This is a genomic window from Frankia gtarii (assembly GCF_025403375.1).
GTDB lineage: Bacteria > Actinomycetota > Actinomycetes > Frankiales > Frankiaceae > Frankia > Frankia gtarii.
Genome location: NZ_JAMPTM010000002.1, coordinates 75,371 through 97,941 on the forward strand (window position 1 = coordinate 75,371; position 22,571 = coordinate 97,941).

The following is a 22,571-nucleotide window of genomic DNA, read 5'->3' on the forward strand; positions in this document are numbered from 1 at the left end:
TCATGACTGGTCGGACGCCCCGCGATGGCGGACTTCGCCGATGCAACAGTGCCCGACGAGCTGCTTCGCGTCCTCGATCGCGGTCTCGATCGCCCAGCGCGACGCGTAGCGCTCGACGATCCGCGCGCCGATCGCGGCGAGGTCGGTAGTGATCAGGGCGAGGAGCGGGCGGCCGGGTTCGCGCAGCAGGACGAGACGCACGGTACGCGGGCCGAACACCGAGTACCACAGACAGTCGGTCACAGCGATCCCCACGGTGTCGGTGCGGCCGTACCGGGTCACCGTGACGTGCTCGTAGGCCGCGGCCGCGGCGAGCTCCCTGATGGTGCCGAGCCGGTCGCCCTTCGTGCGCGGCCGGCCGCGGCGGCCAGTACGCGGCGGGGCCAGGGCGAACAGCGCGGCGTCGGCGCGTGGCCGGGTCGTCCAGGTGACGTTGGCGGGCAGGGTTCGCAGTTCGCGGCCGGCGTAGGCGGAGTCCGCCACGACGTGGATCGTCCGGGTCGGGAACAGGCGGGCGAGCCGCTCGGCGGCGCGGGCGGCCAGCCACAGCCGGGACGCGGACATCGTGTCCTTCACGACGAGGCTGGCACCGATCGGAAGGCACAGCGGGCGGCCGAACACGCTCGTCGGCAGGACCAGCGCTGTGATCACCCAGTTGTTGCCGTGGCCGACCGAGCTCTCGCCGCGCGCGGAGCCGTCGTGGCAGTAGCCGGCCGCGAAGACCTTCTTCCCGCGCCGGTGGAACAGCGTGTCGTCGATGGCTACGGTGATCGGCCCGTCGCCGACGAGCCGCTCGACGACGAGGCGGGCCAGGGCGTCGGACAGGTCGACGATCGACCAGACCGCCCGGGCGAGGAAGCGGTGGGCCCGGTCGTGCGGGACCTCGCCCTGCCGGGCGGCGCCGACGAGCATCCCGACGACAGTGCGCCGCGCGGGCGCGGCGAGCATGCCGGTGACGAGCAGTCGGAACGTCTGGAACGTCGGGGCGGTGAAACACGGCTGGAAACATTCCAGCAGGACCGCGAGTGAGACCGGTATCCCGGCATCCGGGAGCATCGGTATCCGCGCTTTCGCAGTGTTCGGATGAGAGCACCGATGCTCCCGTCACTATGCCCGTGAGCAGGGCCTTCTCCTCGCCGACATCCCGCGCGGTCCCACACGCGGATACCTCCACCGAATACCACGAAGCCGAAACGGTCCGATCTTCGCATTCATCATGCATTTGCCGTGTTTCGATCATGGAAAGCGCGAAACACGAGAGGGCCGGACAGACGGGGCGGAAAAGCCCCCGGCTACAAAGCCGGCCCAGCCCGCGGTCTATCTGGCTCGAGGTGTGGTCCGCTCGCTCCATGGAGGAATGTGGGACAACGGCACGCCGTGGGTGAGCTCATCATGGTACACGGACTCGACCGTTGCGAATGAACCCATCAGGGAGTCAAGGTTTCCCCACTCCACGCTGTCCTTCCCTACGTCCACGCCTGCGAATCGGGCAACGATAACTCGTCCCTCGCCAGCTCTCCCGCAGAGAGACCGTACAGCCCATGAGCCGCTTTCGGCGATTATCTCTTCCACTGTCGCGCGCTGGCCGTCGTCGCATTCCAGAACGAGATAGCCGCCGGCCCGGAGCAACTGGGCTGCCTGCCTCACGACCGCGCGTATAAGGCTTAATCCGTCTCCACCTCCGTCCACGGCGATACGTGGAGTGAACATACTCCACTGCGGCGGCAGCTTGGCTACATCATTCGTGGCCACATATGGCGGATTACTTACCACCACGTCAAACGGGCCCACTCTGTCCAGGTGTTCCCGACAGTCGTGGCGGATCAGCCTTACACGGTCACTTACGCCCACCTTCTGCGCGTTCACCTGCGCGATTTCGAGCGCCCCCGGGCTGATGTCCGTGGCCGTGATGCGGGCGGACCGGTGGTGGTGAGCCAGAGATACAGCGATGGCGCCGGAGCCAGTTCCTATTTCCAGCACCGACGGCGAACCTTCGATCTCAGCCAGGACAACGAGCGTCGTCCTGGTCAGAGCTGCGGTCTCGGGTCCAGGCATCAACACGTTCTCGGTCACTTTCAAGTCCAGCCCCAGAAAAGGAAGGAGCCCCGCGAGAACCGGCACCGGGTACCCCTGGTCCACGGCACGCAACGCAGATTCCAGTTCCTGTATAGGTATGCGCTCATACAACAGTGAGGCGTACCCGGCCGAGTACTCGTGACCTGCCACGGAGAGCCTTCGCTGGATATCGCGCACCGTTACATGCATATGCCCGTCACCTTCTTCCACAGTCATCCATTCGGATCTTCCACCGCAGGGCGAGGCCTTTGATCGCCTTCCTGATGTTCCACCCGCCGAGGCCGGCGGGTTTACGACTCTCGACGGGCCCTCGGAAGAGAATCATCCGAATGGATCAGCAAAAAGCCGCGCCAACCCAAGTTGGGCTTCCTTGATGCCTTGACGCTGCACCCCGTAGTCGACGGCGGCCTGCAAGGCATCGGAATCCCCCCGCTGGAGGCTGAAAACCTTGCCGCGGAACACCACCTTCATGTGATCATTTCTGACCAAGTGAAGATACCAGCCCTCCTTGATTGTCTGGACTGCCTCGGCCACGACCGCATCGACGGCTTCCTCAGGTACTTCGACTCGCCGAAAGGTCACCTCACCACGGTCCCCCTCTTCCTCGAGAGAACCAGAGCTGGCGCCGACCACGTTCACTGCGGCGAGAAGCGAGAGGTTCTCAAGACTTTCCTCGATGAAGACTCCACGCCACAGCCTGTGGTCTGTCGGACCGTCTGATGGTTCTTCGCGCCCGGCCGCCAGAGGCCAGCTCTGGAGCCGGGTGTCCGCTCGCCCGGGCCGCAGCGCTGGTATGGCCGCTGCCAGCTCAGCCAGATTTCGGCTGGCGGCATTGTCTTCCCGGATGTCGAGAAGTCGACAGACAGCAGAGACGAGAGCTCGCGTTGTATGCAGCTCACTGGCGTGGTGGGCGTCGCTGCTCAATACATAACGACCACCGCATTCCTGCAGCCTTTCCAGCAGCAGGCGGGTCTGCGACACAACCGGGTCGGCGGAGGCGTCCGGAGCCTTCTCAAGCAATGAGCGGAAAACCCAGAGGTTGACCTCAATGAGAGTACCGGTGGAGGCGGCGGCCTCGGCCAGGATCTTTCCATCGACGGGAAACGCCGAGCGGTAGGGGTGCGCGATCACATGCACAGCCGGATTCTGCGCCGCTCGGACCACGGCGTCCGTATTGTCCACGAGGGTGGCGTTTGACGGATAGGGCGTTCGGCCGTGCAAGCCCGCAAGTACGAGTTGCGGGAACTCGAGGAGGTCTCCGGTCAGGTCAAGCCGCCCAGTGCGGTCTAGGATGTTGGCCTCGATCCCGGGTAGAACCCGCACCCCATGCAGTATCGGAGGCAGGCGCCCAGCCATATCAAAGAAGCCGGCGTGAGGAGCACCGTCCATGGCAGGGCCATGTTCCGTGACGCCGAGCACGGTGATACCCGCCTCGGCCGCCGCGCGCGCCATGTCGTCGAGTGTGGAGAAGGCGTGGCCACTGGCGATGGTGTGGGAATGCAGATCCGCGCTGAAGGCATTCGTCATACGGTTCCCCCTCTACGGGTCGGTGTGCGCCAGGGATTTTCAGGAGCACGCGGTGTGTGCAGACGAGGTCCGGAACTCCTGCTTCCGGGTGGAGGATCTCTTACTGAATGATCGGGCAGACCCGTACGGACGGTGATCTGTCCGGACCCTCGGGAGACGGGTGCAGATATGGATAGGAACTCTCATTGAACTCCCGGACCGGCCGCTCATATGACGGATCGATCCACGGAGTAGTGATGTAGTAGTAGTCATAGCCTGCCCATTCGTCAAGGTTCGACGGTGGCACGAAGCCGCAGTCCAGAGCTCGTTGATAGAGCGGCGTTCCTGGATAGGGCGCGTAGAAGTGGACTTTCGCCTCGTGCTCGGGCCCGAGGTCGTGGAGCTCCGCGGCGAACTCAAGAGTCTGGTCGATATGGGACATTGGGAAACCTGGATACCCGGTTACGAAGCTGAAGCTGGCAACGATGCCGTGTTCGCTGCATCGTCGAGCGGTCCGTACCAACAGCTCTCGGCTGGTGCGCTTGCCGATCAGGTCCAATTCCTCTTGTACGCCGGACTCCGCACCCATGAGCAGACGGGAGACGCCCGATCGAGCGAGCAACGACAGCTCGTCATCGTTCAGTCTGTCGATGTTCCGGGGGTGGACTGAGGCTGCCCACTGGATCGGCAGCCCTCGGTCCACGACGCGGCTGGCAAACTCCTGTGCCCGGTTGCGCTTGATGAAAAACTCGGCATCGTAAAACTTTATGCCGTTTACGCCCAGGTGCTCAACAAGATGTTCGATGTCAGCCAGGATCCGATCGACCCCGACGCCGGTCCACCGCCTCCCCCACAGCGCCACCTCGGAGCAGAAGCCGCATGAGAAGGGGCAACCCTGGCTGGAGTGGTAGTTGATCGTCCGTGAGTTGATGTGCTCGTCATAGCGGATGTAGCGATGGCCGTCGATCAGGTCGTAACAGTTCCGGAAGGGCGGAAATCCGTCCCAGTCCGCGAACGCACGGGCGGCTGCACGCCGTGGCCCATCGGCTGTCATGACCGCCACACCAGGGAGGTCGCGGACCGGCCGGTTCTCGGCGAGGGCATCCAGCACGTCGGCAAAGGTTTGCTGCCCCTGCCCGACAACGGCGACATCGACTGCGGAATGCGCGGCGGTGAGCTCAGGCAGGACAGTGGGCAGCGCCCCGCCCCACACCCGGGGAACACCAGGGAACACCTCCTGCACCGCCTCGGCGAAGGAGATGCCGTCGGAGATCTGGTTACCTATCATCGAGCTGATCCCCACGCACAGGGGTGGCTCATCCAGTTCGGCCAGCCAGGGTCGCCAGTCCTCGACCGCCTCGACATTGTTGTCGAGCAGGCGGAGGTTGAAGCGGCTTCGGTCAAGACTGGCTGCAACGCTCAGTAGGGAATACGGAACATAGAAGTATCGGTAGTTCTTCTCGTGGAACGTCCTCGGATGGAAGAGGATCACTTCTCTACTCACCTGTGTTCCCTCCGATCACAGGCAGCACGCCGCCGGCCTCGCTCGCGTCCGCGTGGAACTGGGCCCCGACGTAGGTGTCCAGAGCCTCGTTGATGATCTTCTGCAGCGCCGTGGAATCCTGATCGCGGATCAGGTCCTCTAGTGGCACGGTGAAGTCCTCGCGCAACAGGCAGAACTGCAGCCGGAGGTCAGAGGTAAGCCGCAGCGCCATCAGCGCATCGTGGCACGGGTAGAAGACACAGTCCTTGCAGATCGTCCCGTACCACGCTCCCGCCCGGCTGTCCTTGAGCACGACCTCGACACCGGAGGGCATGGTCAGCACCGTCATCGGGTGTCCCAGGCCGCCCTGCTGGCGCACTTCCACACTCGATGCCGCGCCCCGAAAGCGATCAGCGATGCTCTTCAGGGGCGCGTACAGATCGCGCAAGGTGGCGCCGCGCCTGATCGCCAACCGGCGGGCGAAGCTCTCAGAGCCTTCGTCCAGATCCTTGATGACGTCAAGGAGCTTCAGAGTCCGAACCCCCAGGCGCTCGCAGTGGGCCACCAGGTCGGGTATCTCCTGGTCGTTGATCCCGCCCATAACTACGGTGTTGACCTTGCATGGGACTCCGGTAGCCACGCACTGCTCCAGAGCGCGTAGCACACCAGGTAGATCGTCTACACCACAGATCTCCTTGTGTAGCGCGGGGATCAATGTGTCCACACTCATGTTGAACTGGGTCACGCCGCCGGCGGCCAGAGCCGCGGCCCGCTCACCGATCAACGGATGGCGGGAGATCAGCTCGATGTCCGTGAAGTCGGCCTCACGCCGCAGTCGGTCGACGGCATCCTCCAACGGCTCGTACAGCGCGGGATCGCCCCCGGTCAGTTTGATGCTGGTGATCCCGCGATTGCGCACGATCTTCGCGATATGAATCAGGTCGTCGACAGCAAGCGCGGTATCTGCGGCTGTGGCGACCGCCTCCCCGGAGGGACGGCAGAAGAAGCACGCGCGACCACACCTAGAGTTGAGGGTAACGCGGAACTGCGGCAGTCTTTCGGTGCTCACAACATGTTCCTCCGGGCTACAGTGTCCACTATGTGGGATTTTCTGGGCGCACAAAGGAGTGATTCCGTCTTCACGAGTGGAGGCTTTCCACTTCACCGATGTCAGCGGAGCATGACGCAACCCGCGAGAACGACAGGCTAGGCGCCGGAAGGTTTTGGCCGCCCCCAAGCGGCAAGACCCGAACTAGGTGCCCCGCTTTGCCTGCAAAGATACGTCGAGTCCCTTGCAGTGCTGCGGCATCCATGGCACGGAATCAGACGTTTACCGATGGAAGGACATGTTCACAACTTTGGTCAGCGTATGTCTAGATGTCAACCAACTCGTGTATGTCAACTTTGTGTTGTGGGCCGCCTTCAGGGCGCCTCATGGTGACTTTGCGCCCTCCACGACCTGCAGTATTACCTCGGGAGACCAGCGAGTTTCTTGATCAGCCATCTTTAGCGCGAACTGAACGTGTTTAGCAGGAAAGATCACGAAGATCAGGTCAGCCGAGAGCGGCTGAAATACGAGCGTCACATATCGCTATTCGTGGTTCTCTCACACGACCTGGTGCCGCCCGACGAACCAGACCCGGTCCCACTATCTGGATCTGGCCCGGTTCTGTGTCAGGTCACCTCGATCGCGGCTGGCACTTTACCACGCCGGTGTCATCTGCCCGCGGGTCCGCGTGCGGTATTCGCTGGAACCAGACCATCGGCGCCCGGCGGCCGCTGCACGCACAGGTGACAGGCGTGGTTCCCGCGGATTCCGCATGCTCGCGGTGAAGTCCGACGAGCCGGGGCCTGTGCTCAACTCATCCAGGGGATCTAGTCAACCCTCCCTGCGGCGCCACCATCACCACGGACGAGCCGCAGGGAGACCTCGCTAGCCTTCACGTCGGGCGCTCTCACAAGGTACTCCAGGGCCGTCTCGAAATCGGCCATAAGATCCTCGATCTCATTCGGCTGGAGCCAGCTCAGATCATACTGCGCGGCCACCTCGATCGACACTTCAGAATCGGTGGAGCCCTTCCGGACCAGCCAGAGGGAGATGTTCTCGAGCTGCTGGCCCGCTATCGGCTCAGGTATCGCCTGCAGATTGCCGAGGAGGGGGGTGGATCGGCTCTCGAACTCGACCGCGAACGTTGCCGTGCGCACCGGCCACCCATCAGCGCCTGCACTCACGTCAGGCAGCAGGCGGGCCACCAGCTCCTCATGAGAGATACCAGCATGACGCTGAGCCTCCGCAGTGGATTCCTGCGCAAGCCGAAGTACTGTACCCACAGTCGCGCCTGGTGGAATTTCGGCGACCAGGACGATGAAGTGCGCGAAAGGCCCGACTATTTGTTCGCTGCCACGCGCCGTCCGATTTCCACTCGGGGCGAGCACCCCGACCTTTCCGTCACCATAGTACTGATGTAGTAGGAGGAAAATTGCCGCGATGCCGATGGTGAAAAGCGTGGTCGAACGTTCCGCACGCCGCAGGTCCTGTACCACATCCGGCGCCACCTTGCGGAATATCCGCGCGCTCGCCCTCGAGTCGGATATCGGCGGCACAGGAGCGGATCCAGGGACACGAAACTCGGGCACAGGCCCGATGCCACGGAGCACCTCCAGCCAATAGCTCCAGAGCTCCGCCTCTCGCGCTGGGTCATGGCGATGGGCACGCTCGATACAATACCGAGCGAAGCTGGATGGGGCTGCCAAGTCCGCACGGTGGTCGTCGGAAACCATCGCAGCATATTCCGCGGACAGGTCCCTGACGAAAATTTCACGCGAAGCCCAGCCGTCCCAGGCAAAACTGCTGGCGACGATTGTGAGTATCGATTCGTCCGACGAGAGCCTGAACAGAGTGGTACGCAGGAGCAGTCCGGAATCGAGATCAAAGGCTCGCAGGACCTCTCCTCTGATCGCCAGGAGAAGGTCCAGGATATCCCGATGTCGAAGGTTGACCTCCGACACGGGATCCACGGTGCCAATCGCAGCGACCGAACCGCTGAGGCCGTCGGGAGACACGCGTACGCGCAGCGCATCATGCCGCTCCAGGACCCGCCAAACAGCTTTCCTGAGGACTTCCGAATCAAAGTGGCCGTGAAGGCGGAAAGCGGCAGCGTAGTTCTCGTGGGGGCCGGCCTGGCCAGTTGAGGGCCGACTGCGTATCTTGGCAGCTCGCAGCACTTGCGCGGGGAGCAGTGGAAAGAACGGTGGATCAGTCGGTGTGCCCTCTACCGAAGCAGGCGTCCTCTCGCTCCGAGAAGTCCTCTCAAGAAGCTCTACGATAGCACCAACAGTTGGCTGGGAAGATACATCTTGTACTTCGATCTCCACGCCCATCGCCTCGTTGAGAAGATGGATCATACGAATCATCAGCAGTGAATGACCGCCGAGCCTGAAGAAGTGGTCCTCGTCTGAGATCTCGGAGCCGTCCAGATCTAGGACCGTTCGCCAGATCTCGATCACCGCTTCCCTGTTTCTCACCCGGGTCGACAGATCCGTGGATGTCATAACTGCCTTCTCCTCGCGCATCGATTCCTGACAATAATCATTGTCGAACTGTAATAGCTAGACCACGACTCTGGCGGACGGCGAACACTGTGGTTCGGCACCTCCTCGTTCGCCAGAAAAGCAGGCCGGCACTGCCGATGGCCCTCACGCCAGGCCGAACGGGAGAAGCATTACGGTAGCGGGAAGGCGGGAAAACGAGGCATGCGGCCGGTGAGCACGCTGACTACATCACCCACGACTGTATGCACCACCCGTCGCCGGGCGGCCAGGGTGAGAGCTCCGACATGAGGAGTTGCAACAACTCTGGGATGCGTGGAGAGGGCATCCGAGGAAGCCGGTTCGGACGCCCTCACATCGAGTACAGCAGAGGCAACACGACCGGTTTCCAGCGCGTTTAGGAGGGCAACCTCGTCGATGACCGAGCCGCGGCCGGTGTTAAGTAGGACAGCGCCCGGCTTAAGCTCCGTGAAGAATTTTTCACCAATTAGGAGCCTGGTGTCCGGAGTCGCGGGCAGGTGCAGGGAAATGACATCGCAATCCCTGGCTAGCTCTAACAGGCTCGAAACCGCCTGAAGCCCGCGCCTTCGAACCTGTTCCGGGCTTCGCGTATACACAAGAAGCGTTCCTACTGGTCCCTCGAGAAGCTCCGCGAGAGACCTTGAGACGGCGCCAAAGCCAACCAGTCCTACCGTGAGCTCGGACAGTTCTCGTCCGAGGCGGGGAGCCGCTGCCCATTGGCCCGCTGCTCCGGCGAGCGCTGCCTCGGGAAGGCATCGGACGGCCGAGATCAGCTGAGCGAGGCAGTACTCGGCCACCGATGACGCGTTGGCTCCTGGCGCGTGGACCACGGAGATGCCGGCCTCGCTCGCCGCAGCGAGGTCTATGTTGTCCAGACCCACGCCCAGGCGACCTATTACTTGCAGCCTGTGCGCCCCACCGATTGCGGCAGCGCCAATCCTGGTATCGTTCCCAACGATGGCGGCGTCGGCATCCTGCAACGCCTTTGCAAGCGCCTGCTCGCTCCTGGCCGCAGTAGCATCGAAAACCAGGTCGAAGAAATTCTCATATTCCGCCGGAAGGACGATCTGTGAGGTTGTGACGACACGCGCGTCTAGGCGCGGAGACCTCTCGCTCGGCCCGTATTCCCGTACCGCCCCGTTCGTGTTCGGGAGCACGCCTCTCGTCATCGGGGGTGCCGCGAGGAATCTTTTCTGGCGGTCTGGCCAGGCGTGACCAGGCGAGAAGTCTGGCATCGGGGAATTCAACTTCCCTCCATCCACGAGATAGACATGAATCTACACCGAAGACAATGTCGGCATCCCATGCTGGGCATCTCCGATTAAGATTTGGACCTAAGGCGCGCCGGCTTCCCTGATCACGAACTGGAAAACTTGTGGGAATCTGCGCAGCCACTACCATTCAGCTTCGACGGCGCATTGGCCGGCTGAACAGCCTTACTGCCCGTGGATGCGATGCCCTCAGAGCGGTACGCTGTCCTCCATAACTGTCTTGCCGATATCCCGCCAGATTCCCGGAAGAAGGAGTACGCCTGCCAGGAGGATGCCGATGCCTCCGGCCAGCCACGTGACGCGCAGTCCCCAGGCATGCGCCATTGCTCCGCCAGCAAGCGCACCGATCGGGATCGTCGCCCAGGCAATCGTACGGTAGACACTGTTTACACGCCCCAGCAACGAGGTTGGCACCATACGCTGCCTTAGCGATATCGTCACCGTGTTCCATATCAAGCCAGCGCAGCTACACAGGATAATCAGACCGGCGACTATCAGAGCGGAGCGACTGAAGCCGATTAGGAGTTGCGTTAGTCCGTTGACAACAACCGAGAGAACAATACACTCCTTGACGCCAAGACGTCCCGTGACTAACGGAGTGAGAAAAATGCCTAGAAGACCTCCAACCGCGAAGCAGGCGAGCAGCATGCCGTATCCAAGCTGACTCAGATGAAGATAGTCCTCAGAAAAAAGGACGAGGGTGGGAATACTGAAGTTGGTAAATAGGTTGAGTATTCCGACCAAGGCTGCCAGCCTGGCGAAGATTCGGTGCCTCCAGAGCCATTGAAATCCCACTCCTATATCGCGGAAGACCGACTTGCCCTGCTCTCCAGGAGTTGCAATGAACGGACTGGTATACCGTCTGGCAACTATCAGAAGGGCCACCGAGAATAGGAAGGAGGCGCTATCGATCCAGAAGGGCGCAGATGCGGCCACCGCAAAAATCGCCGACCCTATCAGAGGGCCGATAAAGCGTTTTCCGACCGAATCTGAGAAACCGGTCCGACTATTTGCGGCCTCGAGGCCTCGGGATTCTACCAGGTCCGGAAGGAGCGCCTGGCTGGCATTGTCGAAGACAGTCTCGGCGACGCCCATGCCAAGACACACGATGTACAGCATCCAGATCTGAGCTTCGCCCAGCATCACGAACACAGCGATTATGGCGGCAAGAACACCACGTATGATATCCGTCAGGACCATCAGACGCGCACGGTCACTTCGATCTACGAGCACTCCGGCAAACAGGCCGGTACATAACCAGGGTAGGCCCGCCGCCACAGTAAGTCCAGACACCACCCGTGGGTCATGGCTAAGGGACGCACCGACAAGCGGCAGGGCAGCAGCCGCTGCCCCGCTGCCCAGCGCAGATATCGTGAATGCGGTCCAGACGCTGGAGAAGCCCGGGCCGAGGGCGCTCCTCTGCTGGAGCTTCGGTGAGTCTCTCAGGTGTAACGCCGGCATATTTCTGCAAGTCCTTGTGGGGTAGTGTTCCGGATCCGTCAGCCGCGGGGACATCTCGACTGGCTGCTCCGATCGGCTGTCGATAAGAGGGACGATGGAGGTCAGGCTGGAGTTTCAGACTCCATCGGCGGGTCATGGTGCCCTGCGGAACCAACAGCTATCCAGTCGGACACCCGGTGACCGGACACCGCCGATCTGGCAGCGCTCAGAGTAGGTGATGACGCGGACCCGGGCCCCGCGGACGAAGGCAGCGGATGATCAGAGCGGCGCCAGGATGCCACCGCTGTCACCAGCGCCACTCCTGTCGGCCAAAGAGATGTGTGGCCTTTATTCCCTGCTCACTACACCATTCGATGAAGTCCGCTACCTCCCTGAGCTGATAAGAGTTTTCGTTATATGTCGTGGCCATGATGTGTCCTAGCCAGGGCTCCTCGCCCATCGCATACACATACGACTCCTTGGCTCCCAGCTCACTCGCAATCGAGGCTGCCTGCTCCGCGTTCGAGCCAGATAGCTTACGGGAGTCACTCTTCTCGCGAGCCATCGGCCTCGTGAGAAGGGCTTGGTAGAGCCAGGTCAGCGGGGCGCCGTCGCATTCCATTCCGAGGAATGCATAGTCGACAGCACCGAGGTGTTGGCGAATATAGCGGTATACCATCCTGTCGACACCCGAGGAGTCCGCACCGACGAACACCGAACGGGCTCCTAGATCCACCCGGTAAGTAGACTTCCCACGAATGTCCAGGTCGCAGTGCTCGCCCAGAAAGGGTGTTGCAGTAACCGTACCGCCCGAGATGGGAATCTCGTCAAAGTCGTCCACTTCGACAACCGGAAAGCCGATGCTCTTCAGCATCAGGCCGATTGATGGGTCCGCAATGCCTCCTCGGGAAGAACGTGGTACGACAATCGCTCCGACGCGCCCCTTCAGCTGGAACAGTGTCTCCAGCACCAGGTGGTCCTGATGGCCATGGCTTATCAGGACCAGGTCGATGTAATCCGGAAGATCGTCGAAGGTGTACCGGTCTCCGCGAGATCCGTCCGCGCTTATGAAGGGATCGGTAACAATCGCCGAGTCGGGAGTCTGTACGACCAGGCACGCATGACCGAAATAACGTATTCTGCCACCAGATTTGATATGCCGATCCGATGCCAGGTTCGGCCGATCATTCAGGAGTGTGACAAGCTGCTTTGCCTGGCTGTCATCCAGCTCTAGCAACTCCCTAAGCACGGACGGCGCGGTGGGGTGGACCCTGGCCTTGAATAGGGTCTCCAAACCCGGGTGATGAAACGGGATCTCTAGCTCAAGGACGTCAGGTGACGGGAGCCGAGGCGTACTGAGGATGAACGGACGCTCTTCGGACGGATCGAGTGAGAGCTGAACCGACTGTCGGGACTGCAGATGGGAGTTGCCACCGTAGATCAGCGGCTCGATGAAGCGCAGTGCTGCGCGGTTGTCAGTGTCATAGAACAGTTCTGTAACGCCCCTGAGTTCGGCTGGGAGCTTCGCGTACAGTGGTGTCAGATCATATCCGTCAGCTTCCTCTCGAAGTAGATCTTGAGCCTGGGAGACGGCTTCGGCGAAGCGAACCATCCGCACTCGCTCGCGTTTAATCTTCTCGGTCAGGTCGCGGACTTCGCCAGCGCGATCAGCTTCGATGTTGACGAAGTATCCGCCTCGGAGCGCTGGATTCCTGCTAGCTGCCAGGTGAATCGGCGGCGCCTCCAGATATGACTCGAGCAGCGGGATCTGAAGGTTCGCCAAATTCATGGCGGCCTGCACGGGCGCCAGTGTATGAAGCCAGGCATAAAATCGATCAACGAGCGGTTCGACAATAACATTGGAACGCAGGAACATCGGAGAATCCATGGCACACTCTCCTTCGGGTCAAGTTGGCTGTAGCACCGAAGACTAGGAGGCTTTCTCATGGAACACGTCTGGCGGGTCGGGAATCGAAGCGCCTCGTTCTATCCTTGCTAGCGCCTCACCAGACTGTTGCGGTCGATTTTGCCGCTCGGCGTACGAGGCAGCGAGCCGATCGCAATGAACTTCTGGGGGATCATATAGGCAGGGAGGCGTTCTTCGCACGCATCTCGCAGGCCGGCCGAGGAGACGTCAGCACCGGCGCGCTTCTCGTAGTAGCTCACGAGCATCGGATCTCCGTATCGGTCTTTGGTCATGACCGTTGCCACTGCAGATACCTCATGCACGCAAGAGATTACCTCGTCAATTTCATGCAACTCTATTCTGTACCCTCTAATCTTGACCTGCTCGTCCGCTCGGCCAAGATAGATCAGATCTCCATTAGGTAGCATTCTGGCCAGATCACCGCTCCGATAGTAGCGTTTCGGCCCTTCGCCCAGGTCGAGCACTGGGAATCGCTCCGCTGTCAGATCAGGCCTACCTTGGTAGCCGAGCGCGACCCCGCTACCCGCAATATATATCTCGCCCGTTGATCCCACGGGTATGACCCTGCCGATCTCGTTCACGAGTTTTACGCTGAGATGCGCAAGCGGTTTACCGATCCGGGGCTCGCTCACGCCCGGCCGCAGGTCATCGGCTTCGATGCGAGCCGCGGTAGTCACGATCGTGGTCTCGGTGACTCCGTAGAGATTGAAAATCTGCTCCTGTCCGGGTCTCAGCGCGGTCCAGCGCTGCAGGCTCTCAACATCCAGAGGCTCGCCGCCCAGGAACAGATATCTCAAAGACAGCTGCACCGGCTCCGCGCCGTATGCCTGCACGAGATAGCGAAACGCGCTGGGTATCTGGCACAGGACCGTCACCCTTTCCAGGCCAAGCAGCTTCAATAGAATCTTCGGATCCGCCGTCTGAGAATCCGTCGGCACAACAAGCCGGCCCCCGTGCAGAAGTGCCCCCCAAATCTCCCAGACCGAGAAGTCGAAGCTGTAGCTATGGAGCTGGATCCAGACGTCCATCGACGTGAACTCGACATACTCCCGGGCCGACGTGAATAATTGCGTCACGCCACGCTCCGCTACCCGCACTCCCTTCGGCACACCGGTCGAGCCTGATGTATAGATGATATAGCCGGCTTCGGCGGCCCTGGCAATAGGTAGGGTAAATCGCGGCTCCTTGTCCTGGATCAGGCTTTCCATCGAGATGGTGGGTACGTCCAGATTCCCGTCGGCCACCACACCATCGGCGTCGACAATCACGGCCTCGACCCCGCTGTCCCGAGCCATGAAAGCGAGGCGCTCGTCCGGATAATTCGGGTCGAGCGGAACATATGTGCAGCCGTGGCTGAGGACGGCCGCGATCGCGATCGGGATTCGCCACGAGCGCCGCAGGCTGATACCGATGACCGAGTTCGGTCGCAGGTCGAGATCACCCAGGAGCTCTCGGAGCTCGCTGACCTTCCGGTGAACCTGGCGGTAATTCAGGCGGACCTCACCGTCCACGACTGCCAGCGCATCCGGCGTGGTGGAGGCGTATTTTTCCACTGCGACTCCGAGCGGAGACGCATCGCCTGGCTCGACGGGCTTGTTCACCGGTATCTCCCTCCTGTGTTTCACCATTGACCGTAGGGGCAGGGGACAGCATGGCAGCCGGTGTTCGGAGGAAATATCTCCGCTGCCCCTCCGGGCTGGCGGCAGCCTGCTGGAGGCCGGCCGAGCGGCGATTGCCACCGGGTTCGACTGCCGGACTGCCCTCAAAGGAAGAAGGCCACCACGAGCTTGCCGCTGCCTTCGCCGCCGACCACTCGAGATGAGGTCAGAAGATGGCCTGCCGGGGCCGGCCATGTGACCGAACCTTGTTCACATACCTTCACTGCGCTCGTTGAGCAGCTCCTTGAGACGTCTTCGATCGATCTTTCCATATTGTGTCCGAGGGATTTCCGAATCGGCGACGACTCGCACCTGTAGTGGCCGCTTTGTCGGGCTCAGTGCAGTTTTCCATAGATTCTGCACCCGAGCGACCACCTGTTCGCTGTCACCTCCCGGGGGCTTCAGACTCAAGAGTGCGTACGGAACCTCTCCCAGTAGGTCGTGTTCCACGCCGCCGACAGCGCATTCGGAGACGTCGTCCACGGTGAGTGCGAGCCGTTCGACTTCCTCCGGCGAGACGGGCTCGTTGGCCACGTTGATGACCGTTTTGACCCTCCCGGTCAGGACCAGTTCGCCCGCCTTGTTGACAAATCCGAGATCGCCGGTCCAGAGCCGGGCAATCCTGTCGTCGGGCGTCCGCAGGTCATCGAGATATCCTCGCATGAGGCTGCTCCCGGATACTCCCACTTCTCCCGTGTGGGGAGGACGATCTCCAATGACGATCTCGACCCCCGGGATCGTGCGGCCCACAGGAATCGGCTGATCGGGTGAAACCTGGCTGCTTGACACCGCCGACCACGCAATCCTATTGGTGTTCTCGGTGCATCCATATGCGTTTATCAGGACCGCCTGCGGGAACGCCTGACGGATCTCGCCCACCAGGCGATGAGGAAGCGCCTGTCCTGCGGTCATCACGTAGCGCATAGGCGCCTGGCTTCTGGTACTGACCCGTCTGAGGAGCATCGAGAACGCTGTGGGGTTTGCGGATATACCGGTCGCTCGCACATCCTCTAGATATCTCCATAGGCTCTTACCCGTACCGACTCCATGGCTCCATATCGCCAGGTCACATCCGGCAGCCAGGGCGGAGGTCATCTGGACCATCGCGTAGGTGAACTGCGACTTGGTGAACACTGCTACCCGATCGGCGGGTCCCAGTTGCAGCAGTTCCGCAGTCGACCGAATATTGTGTTCGAGGGCCGTGAAGGTCAGGACCGCATGACGAGATTCGCCCGTGGAACCACTGGTCCCGGCGAGCCAGGCGTCATCCGGCGATAGTGGGAGTGGCTTTCGTGTACCGTCGAGATGCCTGACCACGATCGGACGCCCAAGGGCATCGACCTCGCCGACCACGATCCCGTGCCCGGCATAGCGAGCGTCTCCTCGTGCGTGGATCAGAACACTCGGTTGAACTTTGTCGAGGAGCCGTTCAAGCTCGGCGGCGGTGGTGTCCTGGCCGATGGTGAATCCTATCCCGTCGGCCTTCCAGACCGAGATCACTGATGCGAGATAGGCCACTGATGTGGGTATGCAGACGGCGACCCTGGAAGGCTGCTGGCTTGTAGCCGCGGCGTAGTAAACTAATTCGGCAATCGCCCCGACCAGGTGGTCAAACTCATTGCGATCAACCCGTCTGCCGGATTCGTCGATAGCAAGTGGGCGTCCGTCATCCAGATAAGAGAGGAGGCTGGTGCGAGCGTCGGCCTGAATGCGCCGTCCGCCGGCATTGGGCGCCTCGGATGCCATTTGTGGATCTCCCTGTCTTGGCAGTACTCCGGACTTGGCGGTGCAGCGGGCGGCGTTGCTGGTGGCCATGACTCGACGTCACTGGCATCGTGGTTCCACTCTGCCTCGGACCAAACTAAGATCCTTTGTCCTCTGTCCTTCCCGCTGGCGGGTCTGCCGGCCGAGTGCAAACGACGGCGCCGAGACGGTGGTGAGTGCTGCGCTCCACGGCCCGGCCGTTGTTGCATGTCGACAGCAGAGGATGGCTGCGGTTCAGGACACGGTACCGCCGCCGGCCAGTTGGACGTAGAGCCCGATAGCGCAGGCGAAAGACTGCGGGGCGCGAGTGGCGGGCCGAAAGACGCCACCTTGTTCGTCCTGGTTTCGTCACGCTAAGCCCTTGCGAGATCGGCGACGACAACGTCTGGATCCGCCGCAACCTGTTGTAAGGTACCCAGGTACTCCCTCGCCTTTGTTCTGATTGTGCTGGTGTGGAAAAGTGCGGTGTCGTAGATCCATATGATCCGCGTAGAGGCCCCTGATCGAATCACCTTGACGGTGAGGTCAAATGTGCCCGCGTGGTGCGGTGTGCTTCTGGCCCGTATCTCCAAATCGTCGTATCGCAAGGTCCGCGTGCTGTCGCCGGCGGCCCAGAGGTCAGCTACCGGAAGATCGGATTCGCAGACCTCGAGATTGAGTGCGGTCTGGCCAAGGATGGGTTGGCCGTCCCGGCGGGAGAGCGAGACGCAGGATGGTAACAGCGCAAACGGATAACTGCCATGGCGGTAGGCGGATAGGAGCGTCTGCCGTTGCCGTTCCAGGAGCTCACCGAATGATAGTTCTGGAGCTATTCTTGATCGGATAGCAATTGGGTTCACCAGGTACCCCACCAAATACTGGCTTTCCTGTGTGACGCGTCGAGTCAAAGGGGTAACGACCACGAAGTCGGCGGCACCGGACCACTTCCACACCAGTATGGAGTGGGCGGCCGATAATACGGTAAAGACCGTGGAGTTGTGGGCTCTGGCGATTCTGACCAGTTCTGTCCAGGTGGGCATAGGAAAAGTTTCCTCAAGCCATGCTCCGAGGTATCCGGTCGATTCTGATCGCGGCACATCCAGCGGGATCGTCGCTGCCTGGTCGGCGCCGTCGAGCTCCTGAGACCAGAATCTCTCAAGCTCTTCTCGACGGGCGGACGACAGTAGCGAGTTTTCCTTGGCAATGTATCGGTCATGTTCGATGGGCCTAGGATAGAGGATCCCCTGCCGGCCAATGTACTCGTCGATAATGCGTTGCAGCAGGACACTCTGGGAGCGAAAGTCGCTACTAATGTGGTGCACTGTGACCAGAAGTGTCACATCCTCGGGTGCATGCACGAATACGTGCACGCGCAGGGGACCCGTAGTGTTGAGGTTGAACGGCAGCCTGGTGGCCTCGGCTACCTTTCGGTTTACCTCGTCCTCCGATACTCCTGCCACATTCTCGACGTAAAACGGGGGCTGGACAGTGTTTCGATCATAGCGGGCTAGACCGCCCTTGCCCAGTCGGTATGTTGCCGTCAGCCCTGGATATTGGTGGGCGACTCTCTGCACGGCCTTCTCGAGCTCCTTAACCCGAACGTTTCCGTGGAGCCGAAGCGCCGACGGGATGTTGTACCAGGGCTCGTCCGATTTTTTCTGGTTTTCCATCCAAAGGGCCTCCTGGCCGACCGAGAGTGCCTTGGGAGGAAGCGGTTCCGTGAGCATCTGGATCCCCTGGAGAACTGGTTTTCTGCTGCAGCCTTGTAGCACCTGAGGCGGCTTTCTGGCGCAGCTTCCGGCCATATTATGTGGTATGTATTTAAGGCGGATATTGGTGTTTCCTTGCGATCTGCGAACACCTCAGATGGGCGAGCCTCTTCACACTGCTGGAATATTGGCGACCGGCGGTCCGCCAGCCAGCAGGATTCCGGTGGTTTACAGCGAAGTCTTGACCGTCCCCGGCTACACTCTTCGCCCCGACCGACGGACTGGAATTCTTGTGGCTGGCGTCCTGGCCCTCGTGTGGTGGTCCCCTTCGGCTGTGACGACCACGCGGCGCGTGGAATCGACGGCGGCCATACTGGCTTCATCCCGCTGCAGATGACTCAGGCACCCGAGGAACTCTCGATCGCCCCGAACTGGACTCATCGAGCAGCCTCTCCAGCTGGTCGGCATGGGGCAACCGGGGCGCTTCGGCACTGTCTGTTGCCAGCGTCGCACCTGACTACCACCGCGGGCTTTCTCTTTGTCTCCAGCGGTATGCTGCAGACGTCCCGCGGCCGGATGGCCTGGCGCCGCCAGCTGTCGACAGGCCGGCCTACGTCCACTTAGTGAACGGGTCTGCCCTACTGCAGCCGGACAATCAAGGTCGCCACTTCGACCAGGGACGGGCACTCCAGTAGATCGACGTAATCGAATTCGATTGGCTCGTCCCGCGTAAAGGACCGGCCTATCAGCTGAGCGGCACGCACAGCACCGAGGGAATCACCCCCGTTCTCGATAAACCCTAGGCCTGGGTCGGCGGTTTTTCCAATGACCTTGGCGCAGATATCGGTGACCAACGCTATGGCGGTCTCGACGCCAAGGTCGATGCCAGCGTTGTCTCGTGATGCGGCAGACTCAGGCGTCATGTGCCGCACGGAGCGGATAGACGGTGATCTCGTTGGGATAGGCTACGGAAATCACCATCAGATCACATGACATCGGCACCGGCAACACCTTTCACATTCTTGGAGCCAGGGAGATCAGCTCCGAGAGGTATGCTGCTCCAGCAGTGGTTGGTCTGTCAAGTGGGCCGATTGACACTCAGCGGGTATCGCCGAGCTTCCATCCAGAGGCATGAGTCAGGGGTTCAGGGATGGCACCGATCCCCTAGATGTAACTGTGCGCTTTTATTGCTTATTTATTTCTGGGTATGGCCGGAGGACATAAGGTGGTCCCAACCTGGGGGCCTACGCTCTGCGGCGGACCTCGCGCGAGCAAGCATAAAGTTACGGTGAGTGATGCCGCCGGGAGGGCACCGATGGGGAACGTGGGGGCCATGCGGAGCGTTCGGGTCCGGACGATGGGCGGAGTCCCGGGAATCGCCGGACCACTATGATGTAGAGCATGTTCGGTTGCGCCATCGCTTGCATCCGAGTATGTACGCGGGCGCGGTGGTCGCTGGTACAGAGCTTGAACGTTCGGGGTCTGCTTGATCACATCTGGTCTGTCCGGGTATGACCTGACCGCGATCCGGCCTTACCGCAGGCATGAGGTATGCGGATGGCGGCGGGTTAACGGCGCAGGGCCGGGCCCGCCGGGAAGCGGTCCGGTTGTAGGCCGCGGGCCTGTTCGCCGCGGGTGTCGACCCGGTGGAGGTGGCCGGGCAGTTGCGGGTGAGTACGAAGTCGGCCTACCAGTGGAAGCGACGCTGGCAGGCCGGTGGGCAGGCGGCGCTGGCCTCACGCGGGCCGAGCGGCGCGTCGTGCCGACTGTCGGAGCGTCAGCTCGACCGGCTGCACGCGGAACTGGCCCGGGGCCCGGCCGTGCACGGCTGGCCCGATCAGCGCTGGACCTTGGCCCGTGTGACCACGCTGATCGGCCGGCTCTTCCACCTCCGCTACACGCTGCGCGGCACCTCGTATCTGCTGCACCGCCTGGGCTACAGCCCCCAGATCCCCGCCCGTCGCGCCGCCGAACGCGACGATCAGAAAGTCGCCGCGTGGCGGGCGGAGACCTGGGCGAAGGTACGAGGCTAGCGGCGACGACCGGCGCGTGGATCGTCTTCGAGGACGAAGCCGGGCAGAGCCTGCGCCCCCCGAAGGCCCGGACCTGGGCACCACGGGGCCACACCCCGACCGTGCGGGTGTCCGGGAAAGGCTCGGGGCGGGTGTCCATGGCCGCGGTGGTCTGCTACCGGCCCGGCCAGCGGCCCCGGCTGTTCTACCGGGTCCTGGCCCACCACGGCCGTAAAGGTGAGCGCCGTAGCTTCTCCGAAGACGACTACGCCACCCTGATCGTCGCCGCGCACCACCAGCTCCATGCCCGATCATCCTGTGCTGGGACAACCTCAACACCCACGTCAGCGCTGCGATGCGGGCCTTCCTCACCGCGCACCCCGACTGGCTCACCGTGGTGCGCCTGCCCGCCTACGCACCCGAGCTCAACCCCGTCGAAGGGGTCTGGGCACACGTCAAACGCGACCTGGGGAACCACACCCGTCTCACCATCGACCAACTCACCACAACGATCAAGACCCTGCTCAAACGCATCCAGTACCGCCCCGACCTCATCACCGGCTTCCTCGGCCAGACCGACCTGGCCCTCAACCCGCAACCCCCGTAGCAAGACCCTGACCATTCAAGATCTGTACCTGCTCGACCACCCGCCGATCAGCCTGCACCACCTACCCGCCCGCCAGCGCATCCTGCGCCGCGGTCCGTTGTCGCTGTCCGACCGGCTGCTGGTCACCGTGATCCGCCACCGGTGGAAGATCCAGCACCAGGCGCTCACCCGGCTGCTGGGCTCACCCAGCGGCGCCGTCGGCGACGCGATCCACGAAATGATCTCCGTCCTCGCAGGCATCGACCGGCGCATTCCACCCGCACCGATCATCGCAGCGACCGCGCAGGATCTCACCAACCTGATCGACGAAAGCAACATCAAACCCTGAAGTAATTTTCCGGCAGCTCCCTGTCGCCCGGCCCGCCGTTATCAGGGGTGCTGGCCCTGCTCACAGTCGAATCAGCTTCTCCAACCATGGAACGGACTGGTTGCGACGCCTCCAGAAAAGGTCTTCGAAGACGTAGTGCGCAGCTAGCATCCGCCAGGGCCCCCACCGCTTCCTGACCTCCTCGAGAACGACGTCCGCAGCTTCGAGCTCAGAATCGAAGAGGAGCCGCGAGTAGATCTTCTGCTCCCAGGGCGAGATGACATCGAATGCATCATAGTGATGAAACACCTCGAAGAGAATGTACCAGACCGAAGCCGGACCAACACCGTACAGGCGCAGCAGCTCGTCCTTTGTCTCCTCGCGCCCGCGGTCACGCAGGGACAGTGCATCGATTTGACCCTCGGCAAAGAATTTGGCGATACGGCTGATGGACTTTGCGCGATAGCCGACCTTCAGCTGCCGGAGTTCTTCCTCGGACACCGATGTCAGATCCTCTGGCTGCCAGAAGCCGCACAGGTCACGATCGTCGAAGGTGACCCTGCTCCCGAAGCGGTCGAACAATGCCTGCATCATCTGCACACTGCGCCTGACTGTGGTGTTCTGCAGCACAATGGCAACAGCCAAGTACTCGTAGAGCGAGTAGCTGGAACCCACCCGCATCCCGCGCCAACGCTCCAGAGCGGGTGCCAGTACGGGGTCGTCTCCACAGGCCTCGATGAAACCGGCAAGATTGGCATCGAGATCGAACCGCCAGACCAGCTCCTCCGCCAAGGCGTCTACCAGGTCGGCCGAGAGGGGGCGATTAGCGAAGAGGTCGAGCTGGATGCGGGGCTCGTTGAGGGTGCCGCGGTCGCTCATCTTGATGCCCATAAGCTGATCTCGCCATCGGAGAGTCTGCCAGTATGCGCCGGGCTCGTGCATCCGGCAGCCGATCGGAAAGTGTGAAGGCTTGAACAAGGTCGCGTCGAAATGAAACGGTGCAGAGGGGGTAAGGAAAGTCGTACCTGCCGGCTCCAGAATCATGCTCGTACTATAGCGAGTGCGTCAGGCTCATCCGACGTGGCTCGATCTCAGGTGGTCAGTGGTCGAGGCGGGCTGGCATTTGACCGATGAGTTGGGCCGCTGTCAGCTCGACAGGACTCGCGCGTCAGGTCGGCGGCGGCCATGCGGTGAGCCGGAACCCGCTGCGAGGGGCGGCGGGCGGTTTCGGCAGGGCGTCCCGCGCTGGCAGCGTGGATGGT

The 22,571-nt window shown here is 61.8% G+C and carries 16 protein-coding genes and 1 pseudogene; 3 read left to right on the forward strand and 14 right to left on the reverse strand.

Features of this window, described 5'->3' with window-relative positions; genetic code table 11:
• The 13 genes from NBZ83_RS00875 to NBZ83_RS00935 all read right to left on the reverse strand — a co-directional run bounded on the left by NBZ83_RS00875 (position 1) and on the right by NBZ83_RS00935 (position 19,306).
• Positions 1–1,056: an IS701 family transposase gene (locus NBZ83_RS00875; protein WP_261568227.1), complete on the reverse strand. Its 1,056-nt coding sequence runs from the start codon at positions 1,054–1,056 to the stop codon at positions 1–3.
• 261 nt (positions 1,057–1,317) lie between these two features.
• A complete protein-coding gene (locus NBZ83_RS00880; protein ID WP_261568226.1) occupies positions 1,318–2,292 on the reverse strand; it encodes a N5-glutamine methyltransferase family protein in 975 nt (324 codons plus the stop codon).
• Between the two features lie 105 nt (positions 2,293–2,397).
• Entirely contained in the window at positions 2,398–3,603 is a 1,206-nt protein-coding gene (locus NBZ83_RS00885) for a PHP domain-containing protein (protein WP_261568225.1), read from the reverse strand.
• A gap of 100 nt (positions 3,604–3,703) precedes the next feature.
• Positions 3,704–5,086 carry a B12-binding domain-containing radical SAM protein gene (locus tag NBZ83_RS00890; RefSeq protein ID WP_261568224.1) on the reverse strand — a complete coding sequence of 461 codons (1,383 nt, stop codon included), beginning with the start codon at positions 5,084–5,086 and terminating at the stop codon, positions 3,704–3,706.
• Positions 5,079–6,134 (reverse strand): radical SAM protein, encoded by a 1,056-nt coding sequence (locus NBZ83_RS00895; RefSeq protein WP_261568223.1) that lies wholly within the window; start codon positions 6,132–6,134, stop codon positions 5,079–5,081. The genes NBZ83_RS00890 and NBZ83_RS00895 overlap by 8 nt, the downstream gene beginning before the upstream one ends.
• Before the next feature lie 806 nt (positions 6,135–6,940).
• A complete protein-coding gene (locus NBZ83_RS00900) occupies positions 6,941–8,638 on the reverse strand; it encodes a condensation domain-containing protein (RefSeq protein ID WP_261568222.1) in 1,698 nt (565 codons plus the stop codon).
• Between the two features lie 149 nt (positions 8,639–8,787).
• Positions 8,788–9,792, reverse strand: a complete 1,005-nt coding sequence (locus NBZ83_RS00905) for an NAD(P)-dependent oxidoreductase (protein ID WP_261568221.1) — start codon at positions 9,790–9,792, stop codon at positions 8,788–8,790.
• Between the two features lie 303 nt (positions 9,793–10,095).
• Positions 10,096–11,421 (reverse strand): MFS transporter, encoded by a 1,326-nt coding sequence (locus NBZ83_RS00910; protein WP_261574141.1) that lies wholly within the window; start codon positions 11,419–11,421, stop codon positions 10,096–10,098.
• A 232-nt stretch (positions 11,422–11,653) separates the two neighbouring features.
• Positions 11,654–13,234, reverse strand: a complete 1,581-nt coding sequence (locus NBZ83_RS00915; protein ID WP_261570880.1) for an MBL fold metallo-hydrolase — start codon at positions 13,232–13,234, stop codon at positions 11,654–11,656.
• Between the two features lie 107 nt (positions 13,235–13,341).
• Complete coding sequence (locus NBZ83_RS00920; RefSeq protein ID WP_261570881.1) at positions 13,342–14,874, reverse strand: amino acid adenylation domain-containing protein; 1,533 nt, start codon at positions 14,872–14,874, stop codon at positions 13,342–13,344.
• Between the two features lie 267 nt (positions 14,875–15,141).
• Positions 15,142–16,746: a class I adenylate-forming enzyme family protein gene (locus NBZ83_RS00925; RefSeq protein WP_261570882.1), complete on the reverse strand. Its 1,605-nt coding sequence runs from the start codon at positions 16,744–16,746 to the stop codon at positions 15,142–15,144.
• 302 nt (positions 16,747–17,048) lie between these two features.
• Positions 17,049–18,401: a condensation domain-containing protein gene (locus NBZ83_RS00930; RefSeq protein ID WP_261570883.1), complete on the reverse strand. Its 1,353-nt coding sequence runs from the start codon at positions 18,399–18,401 to the stop codon at positions 17,049–17,051.
• A 620-nt stretch (positions 18,402–19,021) separates the two neighbouring features.
• Positions 19,022–19,306 (reverse strand): phosphopantetheine-binding protein, encoded by a 285-nt coding sequence (locus NBZ83_RS00935; RefSeq protein WP_261570884.1) that lies wholly within the window; start codon positions 19,304–19,306, stop codon positions 19,022–19,024.
• 747 nt (positions 19,307–20,053) lie between these two features.
• On the opposite strand from NBZ83_RS00935, the gene NBZ83_RS34440 reads away from it, so the two are divergent.
• The 3 genes and pseudogenes from NBZ83_RS34440 to NBZ83_RS00950 form a co-directional block, all read left to right on the forward strand.
• The gene (locus tag NBZ83_RS34440; protein ID WP_498041032.1) at positions 20,054–20,416 is read left to right on the forward strand and encodes a helix-turn-helix domain-containing protein; all 363 of its coding nucleotides are present in this window, start codon (positions 20,054–20,056) and stop codon (positions 20,414–20,416) included.
• A 295-nt stretch (positions 20,417–20,711) separates the two neighbouring features.
• Positions 20,712–21,002, forward strand: a complete 291-nt coding sequence (locus NBZ83_RS34445) for a transposase (protein ID WP_498041034.1) — start codon at positions 20,712–20,714, stop codon at positions 21,000–21,002.
• 25 nt (positions 21,003–21,027) lie between these two features.
• A pseudogene (locus NBZ83_RS00950) lies at positions 21,028–21,330 on the forward strand (ISAzo13 family transposase); the annotation flags it as partial.
• Between the two features lie 60 nt (positions 21,331–21,390).
• Here NBZ83_RS00950 and NBZ83_RS00955 read toward each other — a convergent pair.
• A complete protein-coding gene (locus NBZ83_RS00955; protein ID WP_261567198.1) occupies positions 21,391–22,353 on the reverse strand; it encodes a DNA-3-methyladenine glycosylase family protein in 963 nt (320 codons plus the stop codon).
• Positions 22,354–22,571: the final 218 nt, after the last annotated feature.